This window comes from Burkholderia sp. Bp9015, from assembly GCF_003853505.1.
Classification (GTDB): domain Bacteria; phylum Pseudomonadota; class Gammaproteobacteria; order Burkholderiales; family Burkholderiaceae; genus Burkholderia.
The window spans coordinates 47,565-62,882 of record NZ_QTPZ01000023.1; the positions used below are offsets into that span (position 1 = coordinate 47,565).

Consider the following 15,318-nt stretch of genomic DNA (forward strand, 5'->3'; position numbering starts at 1 on the left):
CAGGTGAAGCTTCATTCTACTGCAATGCGGCAAATGCGCCGCCCGCCTGCCCCGCCGCTGCCGCCGCCGGCCTATGCGCAGAACGCCTCGATCAGCGCCGCGACCTGCTCCGGCTGGTCGTGATGGACCATGTGGCCGGCATCCTCGACGAGCTTTTCGCGCCAGTCGGGGAACGCGCCGAAGCGCGCCTTGAACTCGGGCAGCGGGATGTCGCCCGCGATGTAGGCGAGCGTCGGCGAATTGATGGCCTCGACGTGCAGCACCTTCGCGCGCACCTGCTTCCAGACGGCCATCACCTCGTCGAGCCGGTACAACTGCGGGCCCGCCATCTTGTGCGCGGGGTCCGCCAGCAGGTGATACAGGCCGTCGTCGTCGCGCTTCGACCAGTGCGCGGCGAGGAACGCCGCGCGGCGCGGATCGAGCCGCGGATTGGTCTTGGTCAGCCGGGCCGCCACGTCGTCGAGCGACGCGTACGGGCGCAGCGCCGGGGGCTCGCGCAGCTCGTCGAGCCAGCCGCGCAGCCGGCGCGGCGCCTGCTCGGCCCGTGCGGGGGCGAGCCCGAACCCTTCGAGGTCGACCACGCGCCGCACGCGCTCCGGCCGCGCGCCCGCGTACAGGCACACGACGTTCGCCCCCATGCTGTGCCCGACCAGGTTGACTTCGCCGGTCGGCGCATAGTGATCGACCAGCGCGTCGAGATCGCCCAGGTACTCGTGGAACCAGTAATGACCGCCGCCCTGCCGCGCGACCGGCCAGTCGGACAGGCCGAAGCCGCGCGCATCCGGCGCGATCACCTGCCAGTCGCCCGCGAGCGCGTCGACGACGAACTGGAACGATGCCGCGACGTCCATCCAGCCGTGCAGCATGAACAGCGTCGGCGCATCGGGCCGGCCCCAGCGCCGCACATGCAGCTTGACGCCGCGGACGGTGACGAAATCGGAAACAGAACTCGAGGCATTCATTGCAGTCGCCAAAAAAAAGAATGGTCGTTCGATTATAGCGATGGCACTTCCGTTCCGGCGCCCGGCAGTCGAGGCTGCGCTCTAGCGACGGTGAGCCGACGGTACGTGTCCGGCGCATCGGCTGCCACGGAAATGCCGCCGAGCGGCCCGTGTGGCCAGCCGGCGGCAGCGTTCGCCCGCCCGTCTGGAGCCGGCGGCGCCCGCTCGCCCTAACCCGCCGCCGGGCCGTCCGGCACGTCCTGCGCGGCGAGTTCGTCCAGCTCCGCCTGCTCGAATCCCGCGGTGCGGCGCGCGTCGAAATTGAACGGGCCGCGCAGCCGCGGCGCATGGTACTGCTCGGCAAGCTCGCGGTAGGTGGGAACCGGATCGCGGCCGGCGGCGTCGCACAAGTGCCGGAACCAGCGGTTCCCGATCGCGACATGGCCGATCTCGTCGCGCAGGATCACGTCGAGGATCGCCGCGGACGCGTCGTCGCCCGCCTGCACGAGCCGCGCACGGATCGGCGGCGACGCGTCGAGCCCGCGCGCCTCGAGGGTGCGCGGCACGAGCGCCATCCGCGCGAGCACATCGGCCTTGGTCCGCTCGCACATCTCCCACAGCCCGTTGTGCGCGGGGAAATCGCCGTACGCATGCCCGAACCCGGCCAGCCGGTCGGACAGCAGCGTGAAGTGATAGGCCTCCTCGGCCGCGACCTTCAGCCAGTCCGCGTAGAACGCGTCGGGCATGCCGGCGAAGCGCCACACGGCGTCGAGTGCGAGGTTGATCGCGTTGAATTCGATATGCGCGAGCGCGTGCAGCAACACCGCGCGCCCCGCGGGCGAGCGCATGCTGCGGCGCTCGAGCTGGCGCGGCTCGACGAGCGGCGGGCGCGCCGGACGGCCGGGCAGGTCGGCCGGCTCGTCCAGGCCGAGCGCCGGCGCGATCGCGGCCCGTCCGGCCAGCAGCGCGTCATACAGCGCACGGACCTGCGAGGCCTTCGCGGCCGGCTCGGAGATCCGCAGCGCGTCGAGTGCGGCGCGGCGCACGCAACGCGGCGCCGCGGTAAGGGAAGAAGGCTGCATGCTCATCAAACGGGGGCACCATCCGCGCGCATCGCGGGAGCGCAGGCACGCGACGGTTTACAATAAGCGTTTGTGCCGTCACGCAACGCGCCCGGCACGCCAGACGCGCCATTCTACCGGCGCCCATCATCGAAGAGACCAGGAGACTCCGTGACGATCTACAAACTGGGCGAGACGGCCCCGACGATCCACGAAAGCGTATTCGTCGCCGATACGGCGGCCATCATCGGCAAGGTCGTGCTGGAGGAAAACGCGAGCGTCTGGTTCGGCGCGACGATTCGCGGCGACAACGAGACGATCACGGTCGGCACCGGCAGCAATGTCCAGGAAGGCGCGGTCCTGCATACGGACCCCGGCTTTCCGCTGACGATTGCCGAAAACGTGACGATCGGGCACCAGGCGATGCTGCACGGGTGCACGATCGGCGAGGGTTCGCTGATCGGGATTCAGGCGGTGGTCTTGAATGGAGCGGTGATCGGCCGCAACTGTCTGGTCGGTGCCGGCGCGGTCGTGACGGAAGGCAAGACGTTCCCGGACAATTCGCTGATTCTCGGCGCCCCGGCGAAAGTCGTGCGCGAGCTGTCGGCAGACGACATCGCGCGGCTGCGCGCAAATGCGAAGACGTACGTCGAGCGGCGTGCGCATTTCAAGGAGCAACTCGTGCGGATCGGCTGATTCGCGCGGATTTCAAGGAAGAAGAGTGAGCGACCAGTTACAGAAATTCATGTTCAATTCGGCACCCGTGCGCGGCGAGATCGTGTCGCTGCGCAACACGTGGCAAGAGGTGCTTTCCCGCCGTGACTACCCTGCCCCGGTGCGCACGGTGCTCGGCGAGATGATGGCCGCGTGTGCGCTGCTGTCGGCGAACCTGAAATTTCACGGCACCCTGATCATGCAGATCTTCGGCGACGGGCCGGTCCAGATGCTGGTCGTCCAGTGCGGCTCGGACCTGTCGATGCGCGCCACGGCCAAGTTCGCCGGCGACGCGGCGCAGACGATCGGCGACGACATGCACTTCGCGTCGCTCGTCAACGCCAGCGGTCACGGCCGCTGCGTGATCACGCTCGACCCGGCCGAGAAGCTGCCGGGCCAGCAGCCGTACCAGGGCATCGTGCCGCTGAACGGCGTCGACGGCCCGCTCGAATCGGTGTCGCAGGTGCTCGAGCACTACATGCACCACTCGGAGCAGCTCGACACGCGGCTGTGGCTCGCGGCCGATCGCGACCGCGCGGTCGGCATGCTGCTGCAGAAGCTGCCGGGCGACGGCGGCATCGTGCCGCGCAACGCCGAGACCGACGCCGACACCTGGGAGCGCGTCTGCACGCTCGGCGGCACGCTGTCCGCCAAGGAGTTGCTCGAGGTCGAACCGGAAGTCGTGTTCCGCCGGCTGTTCTGGCAGGAAAACGTGCAGCACTTCGACCCGGCCGGGACGCGTTTCCAGTGCTCGTGCTCGCGCGAGAAGGTCGGCGCGATGCTGCGCATGCTCGGCCGCGACGAAGTCGACAGCGTGATCGTCGAGCGCGGTCACGTCGAGATCCACTGCGAGTTCTGCAACCAGCGCTACGAATTCGATCCCGTCGACGTCGCGCAGTTGTTCGCCGCGCCGGAACTCGCGACCGGCATCACGCCCGCGACCGACCAGCGTCACTGAGCGAGCCGCGCGTCCGTGCCCGCGATGCGGGCGCGGGCGCATAATGACGCACGAGCGTCGCCCGTACGGCTCACGCGCCGCAGGTTCCGCCTTCGGCGCAAGCCGCTTTGCACTGCGGCGCGCTGCTGGAGAAACTCATGAATCGCCCGTTCCGCACTCTCGTCCTGGCCAGTGTCGCAGCCGGCACGCTGGCCCTCGCCGGCTGCGCGGTGCAGCCGCCTACGTCGACGATCCTGAGCCGCCTGCCCGAGCCAGGCGCGTCGGGCGGCCGGCCGCCCGCCCTGTCGAGCGCGGAGCGCAAACGCTACGACGAGATCGACCGGCAGGTGCTGCGCGAGCAGAACGACGCGATGGCGGCCGAGGCCGCCGCGCGCGCGTGGTCCTATTACTCGCCGCCACCCGTGACCGTCTACGGCGGCTATTACGGCGGTGGTTGGGGCAACCGGTGGGGCACCGGCATCGGCTATGGCTACGGTTACCCGGGCTGGTGGTGGTGACGCGACATCGCGTCGACCGACCCGATTGACGACTGACAGGAAATAAAAAAGCGCGGCATTTCCCGCGCTTTTTCAATGGTTCGGACTCCCGCGCTCAGTGATGCGCGGCCTTGCCCTTCTCGCCGCCGTGATGCCGCGACGGTTTCGCGATCGACTGCGGGTTCGGCACGACACGCACGGGTGCCGCGGACACGGTACCGCGCGTCGACGTGCTCGACGGCGTGTTGTTCAGCGGGCTGGCCGGCGCGTTCGGCGATACGAACTGCACGAACACTTCGCCATCCTTCACCATGCCCATCTCGTAGCGCGCGCGCTCCTCGATGGCCGCAGTACCGCCCTGCAGATCCTGCACTTCGCCCGCGATCCGTTCATTGCGCAGCTTCTCGTCCGCGTTCTTCTGCAGCTGATCGCCGAGCTGCTGGCGCAATTCGTGCACCCGCAACCAGCCGCCGTGTCCCCACCATAGGGGGTACTGAATGAGCGCCAGCAAGGCAATCAGGACGACAGTGACAAGCCGCATGTAAGAGACGCAGATATAAGAAGCGCCGCTCCGCGCGACATGCACAGAGCGGCGTCGAGATGACGAACCCGATAGTAGCGCGTTAGCGCAGGTTATAGAAAGCCGATTTGCCCGGGTAGCTCGCGATGTCGCCGAGATCTTCCTCGATGCGCAGCAGCTGGTTGTACTTCGAGATGCGGTCGCTGCGCGACAGCGAACCCGTCTTGATCTGACCGGCGTTCAGGCCGACCGCGATGTCCGCGATCGTCGAATCTTCCGTTTCGCCCGAGCGGTGCGAGATCACGGCCGTGTAGCCCGCGCGCTTCGCCATTTCGATTGCCGCGAACGTTTCGGTCAGCGTACCGATCTGGTTGATCTTGATGAGGATCGAGTTCGCGATGCCCTTCTCGATGCCTTCCTTCAGGATGCGCGTGTTCGTGACGAACAGGTCGTCGCCGACGAGCTGCACCTTCTTGCCGAGGCGCTCGGTCAGCAGCTTCCAGCCGTCCCAGTCGCCTTCGTGCATGCCGTCTTCGATCGACACGATCGGGAACTTGTCGGCGAGCGTCGCGAGGTAGTCGGTGAATTCGGCCGACGACAGTTGCAGGCCTTCGCCCGCGAGCTGGTACTTGCCGTCGTGGTAGAACTCGGAGGCCGCGCAGTCGAGCGCGAGCAGCACGTCTTCGCCCGCACGGTAGCCGGCCTTCTCGATCGCCTGCAGGATCGTCGACAGGCACTCGTCGTTGCTGCCGAAGTTCGGCGCGAAGCCGCCTTCGTCGCCGACTGCCGTGCTCATGCCGCGGTCGCTCAGGATCTTCTTCAGTGCGTGGAACACTTCCGCGCCGCAACGCAGGGCTTCACGGAACGTCGGCTGGCTCACCGGGACGATCATGAATTCCTGGATGTCGAGGCTGTTGTTCGCGTGCGCGCCGCCGTTGACGATGTTCATCATCGGGACCGGCAGCTGCATCGCACCCGAGCCGCCGAAGTAGCGGTACAGCGGCAGGCCGGCTTCTTCAGCCGCTGCCTTCGCGACGGCCATCGACACGGCCAGCATCGCGTTCGCGCCGAGGCGCGACTTGTTGTCGGTGCCGTCCAGCTCGAGCAGCGTCTTGTCGAGGAACGCCTGTTCCGACGCGTCGAGGCCCATGATGGCTTCGGAGATTTCGGTGTTGATGTGCTCGACCGCTTTCAGCACGCCCTTGCCGTTGTAGCGGCCGGCTTCGCCGTCGCGCAGTTCGATCGCTTCACGCGAGCCGGTGGACGCGCCCGACGGCACCGCCGCGCGGCCCATCGTGCCCGATTCGAGCAGCACGTCGCATTCGACGGTGGGGTTGCCGCGCGAATCCAGAATCTCGCGGCCGATGATATCTACGATTGCACTCATGGGTTTCCTCTGAGAATGACGATGGATTCTTCAAACTGCGACGGCATGCGCGCCGACATTGCTTACGCTACTGACGCGCGAAGCCGTCGCATGGTTCATTCGATCTTTAGTTGAAATCGTTTTCCAGGAACGGATTGCGCTTCACCGCCTGGTCGAGCGTGACGAGGGTCTCCAGCAGCGCGCCCATCCGGTTCAGCGGCACCGCGTTCGGGCCGTCCGACTTCGCTTCGGCCGGATTCGGATGCGTTTCCATGAAGAGGCCCGCGACACCCGTCGCGACCGCCGCACGCGCGAGCACCGGAACGAATTCGCGCTGGCCGCCCGAGCTCGTGCCCTGCCCGCCCGGCAGCTGCACCGAGTGGGTCGCATCGAACACGACCGGCGCGTGCGTCTCGCGCATGATCGCGAGCGAGCGCATGTCCGACACGAGGTTGTTGTAGCCGAACGAGACGCCGCGCTCGCACGCCATGAAGCGGTCTTCCGACAGCCCCGCTTCACGCGCCGCGTCGCGCGCCTTGTCGATCACGTTCTTCATGTCGTGCGGCGCGAGGAACTGGCCCTTCTTGATGTTGACGGGCTTGCCCGAGCGTGCGCACGCGTGGATGAAGTCGGTCTGGCGGCACAGGAACGCGGGCGTCTGCAGCACGTCGACGACCGACGCGACCTGCTCGATCTCCTCGATCGAATGCACGTCGGTCAGCACCGGCAGGCTGAGCTGGCGCTTCACCTCGCCGAGGATCCGCAGGCCCTCGTCCATTCCGAGGCCGCGAAACGACTTGCCCGAGCTGCGATTCGCCTTGTCGTAGGACGACTTGTAGATGAACGGGACGTTCAGCTTCTCGCAGATCTCCTTCAGGCGGCCCGCCGTGTCGATCGTCATCTGCTCCGATTCGACGACGCAGGTACCCGCGATCAGGAAGAAAGGCTGGTCGAGACCGACCTCGAAATCGCACAGCTTCATGCTTTACACTCCGCGCGCTTGCTTGTTGGCGAGCGCGGCTTCGACGAACGACTTGAAGAGGGGATGACCGTCACGCGGCGTGGACGTGAATTCCGGGTGGAACTGGACGCCGACGAACCACGGGTGCATCGAGCGCGGCAGCTCCATCATTTCCGGCAGATCCTCGCTCGGGGTACGGGCGCTGATGATAAGGCCGCCGGCTTCGAGCTGGGGCACGAAGCGGTTATTGACTTCATAACGGTGGCGATGGCGCTCGTTCACGTCCTTGCCATAGATCTCTTCGGCCATCGTGCCGGGCTTGATCGGGCAGCGTTGCGAGCCGAGGCGCATCGTGCCGCCGAGATCGGATTCCTCGGTGCGCGTCTCGACCTTGCCTTCGCGGTCGTGCCACTCGGTGATCAGCGCGACCACGCGTTCCGGCGTTTCCGGATCGAATTCCGTGCTGTTCGCCTGCTTCAGGCCGACGACGTCGCGCGCGAATTCGATCACCGCGAGCTGCATGCCGAGACAGATGCCGAGGTACGGCACCTTTGCCTCGCGCGCATAGCGGATCGCCGCGATCTTGCCTTCCGTGCCGCGACGGCCGAAACCGCCCGGCACCAGCACGGCGTCGAGATGCTTCAGGCTGTCGACACCGTTCGTCTCGATCTCTTCCGAGTCGATGTACTCGATGTTGACCTTGGTCGACGTGTGCAGCGATGCGTGGCGCAGCGCCTCGATCAGCGACTTGTACGACTCGGTCAGATCGACGTACTTGCCGACCATGCCGATCGTCACTTCGTGTTTCGGGTTTTCCAGCTTCTCGACGAGTTCCGACCACATGCTCAGGTCGGCGTCCTTCGGCGACAGCTTCAGCTCTTCGCAGATGATCCGGTCGAGGCCCTGGTCGTGCAGCATCTGCGGAATCTTGTAGATGCTGTCGGCGTCCCACACCGAGATCACGGCGTCTTCCGGCACGTTCGAGAACATCGAGATCTTCTTCGATTCGTCGTCCGGGATGCGGCGGTCCGCACGGCACAGCAGCACGTGCGGCAGGATGCCGATCTCGCGCAGCTTCTGCACGCTGTGCTGGGTCGGCTTCGTCTTCAGTTCGCCGGCCGTCGCGACGTACGGCACGAGCGTCAGGTGCACGAAGCACGCGCTATTGCGGCCGAGGCGCAGGCTCATCTGGCGCGCGGCCTCGAGGAACGGCAGCGACTCGATGTCGCCGACCGTGCCGCCGATCTCGACGATCGCGACGTCCGGTTCGCCGCAGGTGGCCGATGCCGCCCCGCGCTCGATGAACGCCTGGATTTCGTTCGTGATGTGCGGAATCACCTGCACGGTCTTGCCGAGATAGTCGCCGCGGCGTTCCTTGCGGATCACCGATTCGTAGATCTGGCCGGTCGTGAAGTTGTTGGCCTTGCGCATCTTCGTGCTGATGAAGCGCTCGTAGTGGCCGAGGTCGAGGTCGGTCTCCGCTCCGTCTTCCGTCACGAACACTTCGCCGTGCTGGAACGGGCTCATCGTGCCGGGGTCGACGTTGATGTAGGGATCGAGTTTGAGGAGGGTGACTTTCAGACCGCGCGATTCGAGGATCGCGGCGAGAGAGGCGGCGGCAATACCCTTGCCGAGGGAAGAAACTACGCCGCCGGTGACGAAAACATATTTGGTCATCGCTGGATGCTCGCGGGAAAAACGGATTATACCGTAAAGCCCGCCCTTCTCTCAGCAATTGACGCGATGATCCCGCCCTTTCGTGCTGTGCCGCGCCAGCCGTGCGCGCCGGGGCGAACCGGCCGGCCGGACGGTGCAACCGCGCACGCCGGACGCGGAGCACCGGACCAAGGCGTCAGGCGCTGTTCGCGAGCGCTGCGCTGTCGCGCGGCACGCCGCCCTCCGCCGTTTTCAGCGAATTCAGCATCCGCTGCAATGCGCGGGCCGTCTCGATCGGCCGCTCCATCGGGAACAGGTGGCTGCCCTCGATCCATTCGATGCGCCCGCGCGTGGCGCGGCGCGTCGCCTCGAGCCCGACCTGCCGCACCTCGCGCGAGCGCGTGCCGGCGAGAAAGCCGAGCGGCACCGGCGCGCCGTGCGCGAGCCGCGGGCCGAGCGTGTGCGGCAGCGTCCGGTAGATCAGGTATTCGACCTGCCGGTCGAATGCGAGCGCGCGTTCGCCGTCGGCGCCCGCCTGCGGGATGCCGTGGTCGATGTAGTCCGACAGCATCCGCTCGTCCCAGCGCGCGAACGCGGGTTTCTCGTGAAAGTGCCGCCAGGCTTCGTCGCGGCTCGCCCAGCGCGTGCGCCGGTTGCGCGTCGCGGCCGCCGGCGACAGCCGCTCGTCGAGCCCGGCCCACTGGCTCGCCCGCAGCGCGCCGGCGCGCCATCCCGCGATGATCGGTGAATCGATCATCACCACGCCGCGCACCCAGTGCGGTTTTTTCAGCGCGGCCATCAGCGACAGGTAGCCGCCGAGCGAATGGCCGACGAGCCAGACCGGGCGCTCGTAGCGGCTGCCGATGTCGTCGAGCAGCTGCTCGACGAGATGCGGCCAGTCGCGTGTCACCGGGTAGCGGCGGTCGTGGCCGATGCGCTCGATGTAACGCAGGTCGTAGTCGTCTGCCAGCTCGGCGAAGATCGTCCGGTACGTCGAGGCCGGAAAACCGTTCGCGTGCGAGAAGTGGAGGATGTCCTTCAAACGCCAATGTCTCCTTTGTCGACGGGAGTTGGCGCTTTAGCGCTTACTCCCGTCCCATGCTTCGCGGTCGACGGGAGTTGGTGCTTTAGCACTTACTCCCGCCCCATGCTTCGCGATCGGCGGGCTCCGCTGCTCCAGCACGTGTCCGGTCTCTTCGTTCCTGCTGCGCGCCATCACACCAACTCACCGGTCCATCCAGTACCGTCGCTGCGCATCGCGATAACGCTCGAACGCAAAACCGCCGTCCGCCGGCGCGACGTCGAACCGCACGGCCCCGTCGCGATCGGTGCGTGGCAGCGGAATCCCGCGCGCCTCGTAGCGCGCGAGGACCGTCCGGTGCGGATGCCCGAAGCGATTGCGATAGCCTACAGGAAATACCGCGACGCGCGGCCCGACCGAATCGAGGAAAGGCTCGACCGACGACGTGCGGCTGCCATGGTGCGGCACGACGAGGATCTGTGCGGCCAGCGCGTCGCGCGCATCGGCCACCAGGCGGCGCTCGGCGCGCGCCTCGATGTCGCCCGTCAGCAGGGCCGACGTGCCCACCGCGTCGATGCGCAGCACGCACGATTGTTCGTTCGACGGACCGGCCCCCTCCATGCGCGGCGGCCACAGCATCGTGAACACGACACCGTCCCAGCTCCACCGCTGCCCGGCCGCGCAAGGCAACCGATCGGTCACGCCGGCCGCCTGCGCGTCGCGCCACAGCCGGTGCCGCGGCGCGATGCCGGCAAGCAGCTGACGCACCTCGACCGCCGCATAGACGGCCGCCGCGCCGCCCGCGTGATCGGCGTCCGCATGACTGAGCACGAGCGTATCGACGGTCCGGATTCCGCGCGAGCGCAACGACGGCGCAACGATCCGCTGGCCGGCATGGGTCGACTCCGGCCCCGGCCCCGCATCGAACAGCAAGGTCCGGCGCGCGGTCTCGACCAGCACCGACGCGCCCTGCCCGACGTCGAGCACGGTCAGCCGGAAGCCGCCCGGCGGCGGTTTATCCGGCGCCGGCACAAGCAGCGGCAGCCACGTGATCGGCGCGGCCCAGCGCAGCGGCCAGCCGCGCGGCATCAACACCCATGCGACGCCGATGCACGCCAGCATCAACACCGGCCAGTCGGGCATGCGCAGCCAGAATACGCCGGCCGGCCAGTCGGCGAGATGCCCCAGCAGCGCCATCATCGGTTCGAGCGCCGCATGCGCGAGCCGGAACGCATAGCCGTCCAACGGCGCGGGCAACCCGATACCGGCGAGCACGACCGGCGTCACGACGGCACTGACCCACGGGATCGCGAACGCATTGCCGAACGGGCCGGATACCGAGATCTGCGCGAACCACGCTGCCGTCAGCGGCGCGAGGCCGATCGTCACCGCGTACTGCACGCGCGTGGCCTCCGCGATTCGGCGCCCGGTACGCGCGCACCCTGCTCGCAGCCACCTCCAGCGGTCGACCGCGGCGGTGCCATCCCCCGCACCGTCGCCGCTGTCGCGCCTGTCGCCCCCGTCGAATTCGCGCACCGCGCGCCAGCCCGCGACCGCCATCAGGATCACCGCGACCGCGCCGAACGACAGCCAGAACCCGGCGGACAACACGGCCCACGGATCGGCGAGCAGCACGCCGCCGAGCGCCGCGCACAGCACCGTGGACGTCGGCACGCTGCGTCCGGCCAGATAGGCGGCCGCACCGGCCGCGATCATCCACCATGCGCGCTGCGCCGGCACGTTGAAGCCGGCGAGCGCCGCATAGCCGGCGGCTGCCGTCAGCGCGGCAACCGAAGCCACGTAAGGCGCGGGAATCATCAGCGCCGCCGCACGTCCTCGCCAGCGCAGACGCCGCCAGACGATCGATGCGATCCCGCCGGCGAGCGCGCCGACGAGCCCGACGTGCAGCCCGGAGATCGCGACCAGATGACTCGTGCCCGTATTGCGCAGCACGCGCCACGCGTCGTCGCCGATGCCGGATTGATCGCCGACCGCGAGCGCGGTCACGATGCCGTGATGGCGCGCGCCGCTGCCGAGCGCATCGCCGATACGGGCACGCAGCGCGTCGCGCAGCCGATCGATCGACGCGCGCCATCCCGACGCACGCGCGTCGAGCAGTTCCGCCCGCTCGGGCGCGACCACATAGCCGATCGCGCGAATGCCCGCGGCGAGCCATGCCGCCTCGCTGTCTCGCACGCCGGGATTCGCCTCGGCATGCGGACGCTTCAGGCGCACGACGAGGCGCCAGCGCTGCGCGGCGCGCAAATCGGGCATCGCGTCGCGTGCTCCGGGCGCGCCGTACGTGCGCCACGACAACCGGATCACGGGAGGAAACCGGGCCAGCGCCGCATCGTTCGATTCGACGGCAAACAGCAGTCGCGCACCGGTGTCGTCGATCACCGGCAACCCGCGGATCACGCCCGTGACGACGATGTTGCGCCCTTCCCGCTCGACGGGCAGGCTGTCACGCAGCCGCCATTCGGCGCGCGCGGCCGCATAGCCGAATCCGATCGCACCGGCGGCGTACCCGCACAGCACCCACCGGAGCGCGACGATCGCGCGGGTTCGACGGCGCCGCGCACACCATGCGAGCAGCGCGCCGCAACCGGCCAGCACCGCCGCCCCGCCTGCCCAGCCGCCCGCGCCCGGCAACGCCGCCTGCCGCTGCAGCACGACGACGCCGAGCGCGAACGCGATCCACCACACGCGCATCGCGCCTCCTCGTCGACCTGGCGCTGCCGCTGTCGAGACGGCGCCTTCCGGCAACGATTATGCGGACGAAAGGGCGAGTCGCGGCAGCGCGCCGAGCGCGTTAGCCGTTGTGGATAGGGACAGCGCGTGCGCGTCGATCCCGCGTAGCTCGGCGAGCACGGCACCGATGCGCGGCACCTGGTCGGGCGCATTGCGGGACTTGTACGCCCATTCGGGCGCGATGTCGGGCGCGTCGGTCTCGACGACGATCGCGTCGAGCGGCAACTGCGCGGCGAGCCGGCGGATCTGCAACGCGCGTCCGAACGTCACGTTGCCGCCGAAACCGAGATGCAGCCCCTGTGCGAGATACGCGTCGGCCTGCTGGAAACTGCCGTTGAACGCATGCGCGATGCCGCGCCGCACGCCGAAGCGGCGCAGCCCGGCGAGCACGCGGTCCTGCGACTTGCGCACGTGGCACAGCACCGGCAGGTCGAATTCCCGCGCGAGCTTGAGCTGCCCTTGGTAGAAGAATTGCTGCCGCGCTTCGTCGAGCCCCGGCACGAAGTAGTCGAGCCCGATCTCGCCGATCGCGACGAAGCGCGGATCGTCGAGGCTCGCCTCGATCTCCATGCGCAGCCGGTCGAGATCCTCGTCGCGTGCGTGCGGCGTATACATCGGGTGGATGCCGAGCGCATAGACCGCGCCCGGCGTGCGCTGCGCCAGTTCGCGCACGGTCGTGAAGTTGTCGCGCCCGATGCTCGGAATCACGATGCGCGACACGCCGGCCGCACGCGCCGCCTGCGTGACCGCGTCGCGGTCGGCGTCGAATTCGGCGGCATCGAGATGGCAATGCGTATCGATCCACATGGCGGCTTTCCTGCGCCCCGCCGCAACGCCGGGACTCGTCCGGCGGCACGGCGGAGGCGTTCGTTCACACCGGCAGCGCCGGCTCCTCGTGCAGCACGCCGTCGCGCAGGCGCATGATGCGGTCGCAGCGCGCGGCGAGCTCGGGATCGTGCGTGACGATCACGAAGCTCGTTTCGAGCGTCTCGGACAATTCGAGCATCAGGTTGAACACGGTATCGGCCGTCGTGCCGTCGAGGTTGCCGGTCGGCTCGTCGGCGAGCACGCAGGCCGGCTTCGTCACCAGCGCGCGCGCGATCGCGACGCGCTGCCGCTCGCCGCCCGACAGCTCGCCCGGCCGGTGCTTCGCACGCGGGCCGAGACCGACACGTTCGAGCATCGCCTGTGCCTGCGCGCGCGCGTCCTCGGTCGTCATCCGGCGGATGCGCAGCGGCATCGCGACGTTGTCGAGCGCGGTGAATTCCGGCAGCAGGTGATGGAACTGGTAGACGAAGCCGAGCGCGCGGTTGCGCAGCTCGTTGCGCTCGCGCTCGGCGAGCTGCGTAAACGGCTTGCCGAGCAGCGACACTTCGCCCGCGCTCGGTTCGTCGAGGCCGCCCAGCACGTGCAGCAGCGTGCTCTTGCCGGAGCCCGACGCGCCGACGACCGCCAGCTTCTCGCCGCGCCGCACCGTCAGCTCGGTGTTGTTGAGCACCTGCACGTTGAAGCCGCCCTGCACGAACGCCTTCGTGATCCCGCGCGCCTGAAGCACGTATTCCTGCATACCTGCCGAGTCCTGTCTGATGGGTTGTCGTGAATCCGCGAATGCGGTCGCGCGATCATTCATAGCGCAGCGCCTCCGCCGGCTTCACCTTCGCGCCGCGCCAGCTCGGATAGAGCGTCGCGACGGCCGACAGCACGAACGCGATCAGGCCGATCTTGATGACGTCGCCCGCGACGAGCTCGGACGGCAGCTCGCTGATGAAGTACACCGACGGCGGCAGGAACTGCACGCCGAACAGGTGCTCGATCATCGGGATCAGCCACGGAATGCTCCACGCGATCAGGCAGCCGAGCGCGACGCCCGATGCGGTGCCGACGAAGCCGATCGTCACGCCCTGCACGACGAAGATCTTCATGATCGAGCCCGGCTGCGCGCCGAGCGTGCGCAGGATCGCGATGTCGGCCTGCTTGTTGGTCACCGTCATCACGAGCGACGACACGAGGTTGAACGCTGCCACCGCGATGATCAGCGTGAGGATGATGAACATCATCCGCTTCTCGATCTGCACGGCCGAGAACCAGGTCTTGTTCTGCTGGGTCCAGTCGCGGATGTACAGGCTGCCCGACAGCGTATGCGACAGCTCGACCGCGACCTGCGGCGCCTTCTGCATGTCGGTGAGCCGCAGCCGCACGCCGGTCGGCGCGGCCATCCGGAACAGCGCCTCCGCGTCGCGGATGTTGATCATCGCGAGCGTGCTGTCGTATTCGTAGTGGCCCGACTCGAACACGCCGACGACCGTGAACTGCTTGAGCCGCGGCATCATCCCGGCCGGCGTGATCGTGCCTTCGGGAGCGACGAGCGTGACCTTGTCGCCGACCGTCACGCCGAGGTTGCCGGCGAGCGCGTCGCCGAGCACGATGCCGAACTGGCCGGGCACGAGCGCGGCGAGCTGGCCCGCCTTCATGTCCTTGCCGATGTCCGACACCTGCGGTTCGAGCGACGGCTCGACGCCGCGCAGCATCACGCCGCTCACCGCGTCCTGGCGCGTGAGCAGCGCCTGCGCGTCGACGTACGGCGCCGCGCCCGTCACCGACGGATTGCGGCGCGCTTCCTGCGCGGTCAGTTGCCAGTCGGGCATCGAGCCGGTCGGCGAGAACACCTCGACGTGCGCGAGCACCGACAGCATGCGGTCGCGCACTTCCTTCTGGAAGCCGTTCATCACGGACAGCACGACGATCAGCGCCGCGACGCCGAGCGCGATCCCGAGCATCGACACGAGCGCGATGAAGGAAATGAAGCCGTTGCCGGTCGTGCGTTTGCCGGCGCGCGTGTAGCGCCAGCCGATCTGCCATTCGTACGGAAGTTTCAAGCGAATCCTTTCTGCTG

Annotated in this window: 14 protein-coding genes; 3 read left to right on the forward strand and 11 right to left on the reverse strand. The window is 68.1% G+C overall.

All coding sequences use genetic code 11. The features are described from left to right. Nucleotides 1–71: 71 nt before the first annotated feature. Nucleotides 72–962, reverse strand: a complete 891-nt coding sequence (locus DIE12_RS23445) for an alpha/beta fold hydrolase (protein ID WP_124522133.1) — start codon at nt 960–962, stop codon at nt 72–74. 209 nt (nt 963–1,171) lie between these two features. Further along, on the reverse strand, nt 1,172–2,029 hold the full coding sequence (locus DIE12_RS23450) for a ferritin-like domain-containing protein (protein ID WP_124488298.1): 858 nt from the start codon (nt 2,027–2,029) through the stop codon (nt 1,172–1,174). Nucleotides 2,030–2,173: 144 nt separating this feature from the next. Between DIE12_RS23450 and DIE12_RS23455 the strand changes: the two genes are divergently transcribed. The 3 genes from DIE12_RS23455 (at nt 2,174) to DIE12_RS23465 (ending at nt 4,171) form a co-directional block, all read left to right on the forward strand. After that, the gene (locus DIE12_RS23455) at nt 2,174–2,698 is read left to right on the forward strand and encodes a gamma carbonic anhydrase family protein (RefSeq protein ID WP_057925213.1); all 525 of its coding nucleotides are present in this window, start codon (nt 2,174–2,176) and stop codon (nt 2,696–2,698) included. Nucleotides 2,699–2,723: 25 nt separating this feature from the next. Beyond that, entirely contained in the window at nt 2,724–3,674 is a 951-nt protein-coding gene (gene hslO / locus DIE12_RS23460; RefSeq protein WP_124488299.1) for an Hsp33 family molecular chaperone HslO, read from the forward strand. A 137-nt stretch (nt 3,675–3,811) separates the two neighbouring features. Continuing rightward, complete coding sequence (locus tag DIE12_RS23465; RefSeq protein ID WP_124522135.1) at nt 3,812–4,171, forward strand: hypothetical protein; 360 nt, start codon at nt 3,812–3,814, stop codon at nt 4,169–4,171. A 94-nt stretch (nt 4,172–4,265) separates the two neighbouring features. Here the strand turns inward: DIE12_RS23465 and ftsB are convergent, their stop codons facing one another. From ftsB to DIE12_RS23510, 9 genes are all read right to left on the reverse strand, one after another. Then, nucleotides 4,266–4,691 carry a cell division protein FtsB gene (ftsB, locus tag DIE12_RS23470; RefSeq protein ID WP_044848176.1) on the reverse strand — a complete coding sequence of 142 codons (426 nt, stop codon included), beginning with the start codon at nt 4,689–4,691 and terminating at the stop codon, nt 4,266–4,268. 82 nt (nt 4,692–4,773) lie between these two features. Next, a complete protein-coding gene (eno, locus tag DIE12_RS23475; RefSeq protein WP_011885396.1) occupies nt 4,774–6,057 on the reverse strand; it encodes a phosphopyruvate hydratase in 1,284 nt (427 codons plus the stop codon). Between the two features lie 106 nt (nt 6,058–6,163). Further along, a complete protein-coding gene (gene kdsA, locus DIE12_RS23480) occupies nt 6,164–7,018 on the reverse strand; it encodes a 3-deoxy-8-phosphooctulonate synthase (RefSeq protein ID WP_124522137.1) in 855 nt (284 codons plus the stop codon). A 3-nt stretch (nt 7,019–7,021) separates the two neighbouring features. Beyond that, nucleotides 7,022–8,674 carry a CTP synthase gene (locus DIE12_RS23485; RefSeq protein ID WP_124488302.1) on the reverse strand — a complete coding sequence of 551 codons (1,653 nt, stop codon included), beginning with the start codon at nt 8,672–8,674 and terminating at the stop codon, nt 7,022–7,024. 175 nt (nt 8,675–8,849) lie between these two features. Then, nucleotides 8,850–9,695, reverse strand: coding sequence for an alpha/beta fold hydrolase (locus DIE12_RS23490; RefSeq protein ID WP_124522139.1), 846 nt, complete (start codon nt 9,693–9,695; stop codon nt 8,850–8,852). A gap of 183 nt (nt 9,696–9,878) precedes the next feature. Then, on the reverse strand, nt 9,879–12,386 hold the full coding sequence (locus tag DIE12_RS23495) for a DNA internalization-related competence protein ComEC/Rec2 (protein WP_124522141.1): 2,508 nt from the start codon (nt 12,384–12,386) through the stop codon (nt 9,879–9,881). Nucleotides 12,387–12,443: 57 nt separating this feature from the next. After that, the gene (locus tag DIE12_RS23500) at nt 12,444–13,232 is read right to left on the reverse strand and encodes a TatD family hydrolase (protein ID WP_124522143.1); all 789 of its coding nucleotides are present in this window, start codon (nt 13,230–13,232) and stop codon (nt 12,444–12,446) included. A 64-nt stretch (nt 13,233–13,296) separates the two neighbouring features. Beyond that, on the reverse strand, nt 13,297–14,055 hold the full coding sequence (lolD, locus tag DIE12_RS23505) for a lipoprotein-releasing ABC transporter ATP-binding protein LolD (protein WP_081051465.1): 759 nt from the start codon (nt 14,053–14,055) through the stop codon (nt 13,297–13,299). Next, on the reverse strand, nt 14,048–15,301 hold the full coding sequence (locus DIE12_RS23510; protein WP_044848183.1) for a lipoprotein-releasing ABC transporter permease subunit: 1,254 nt from the start codon (nt 15,299–15,301) through the stop codon (nt 14,048–14,050). Before DIE12_RS23510 ends, lolD begins: the two co-directional genes overlap by 8 nt. Between the last annotated feature and the right edge of the window lie 17 nt (nt 15,302–15,318).

Bases quoted from the DNA above. Each gene is read 5' to 3' on its own strand.
- DIE12_RS23445 (WP_124522133.1), bottom strand. From the start codon at position 962: ATGAATGCCTCGAGTTCTGTTTCCGATTTCGTCACCGTCCGCGGCGTC.
- DIE12_RS23450 (WP_124488298.1), bottom strand. From the start codon at position 2,029: ATGAGCATGCAGCCTTCTTCCCTTACCGCGGCGCCGCGTTGCGTGCGC.
- DIE12_RS23465 (WP_124522135.1), top strand. From the start codon at position 3,812: ATGAATCGCCCGTTCCGCACTCTCGTCCTGGCCAGTGTCGCAGCCGGC.
- ftsB (WP_044848176.1), bottom strand. From the start codon at position 4,691: ATGCGGCTTGTCACTGTCGTCCTGATTGCCTTGCTGGCGCTCATTCAG.
- eno (WP_011885396.1), bottom strand. From the start codon at position 6,057: ATGAGTGCAATCGTAGATATCATCGGCCGCGAGATTCTGGATTCGCGC.
- kdsA (WP_124522137.1), bottom strand. From the start codon at position 7,018: ATGAAGCTGTGCGATTTCGAGGTCGGTCTCGACCAGCCTTTCTTCCTG.
- DIE12_RS23485 (WP_124488302.1), bottom strand. From the start codon at position 8,674: ATGACCAAATATGTTTTCGTCACCGGCGGCGTAGTTTCTTCCCTCGGC.
- DIE12_RS23495 (WP_124522141.1), bottom strand. From the start codon at position 12,386: ATGCGCGTGTGGTGGATCGCGTTCGCGCTCGGCGTCGTCGTGCTGCAG.
- DIE12_RS23500 (WP_124522143.1), bottom strand. From the start codon at position 13,232: ATGTGGATCGATACGCATTGCCATCTCGATGCCGCCGAATTCGACGCC.
- lolD (WP_081051465.1), bottom strand. From the start codon at position 14,055: ATGAATGATCGCGCGACCGCATTCGCGGATTCACGACAACCCATCAGA.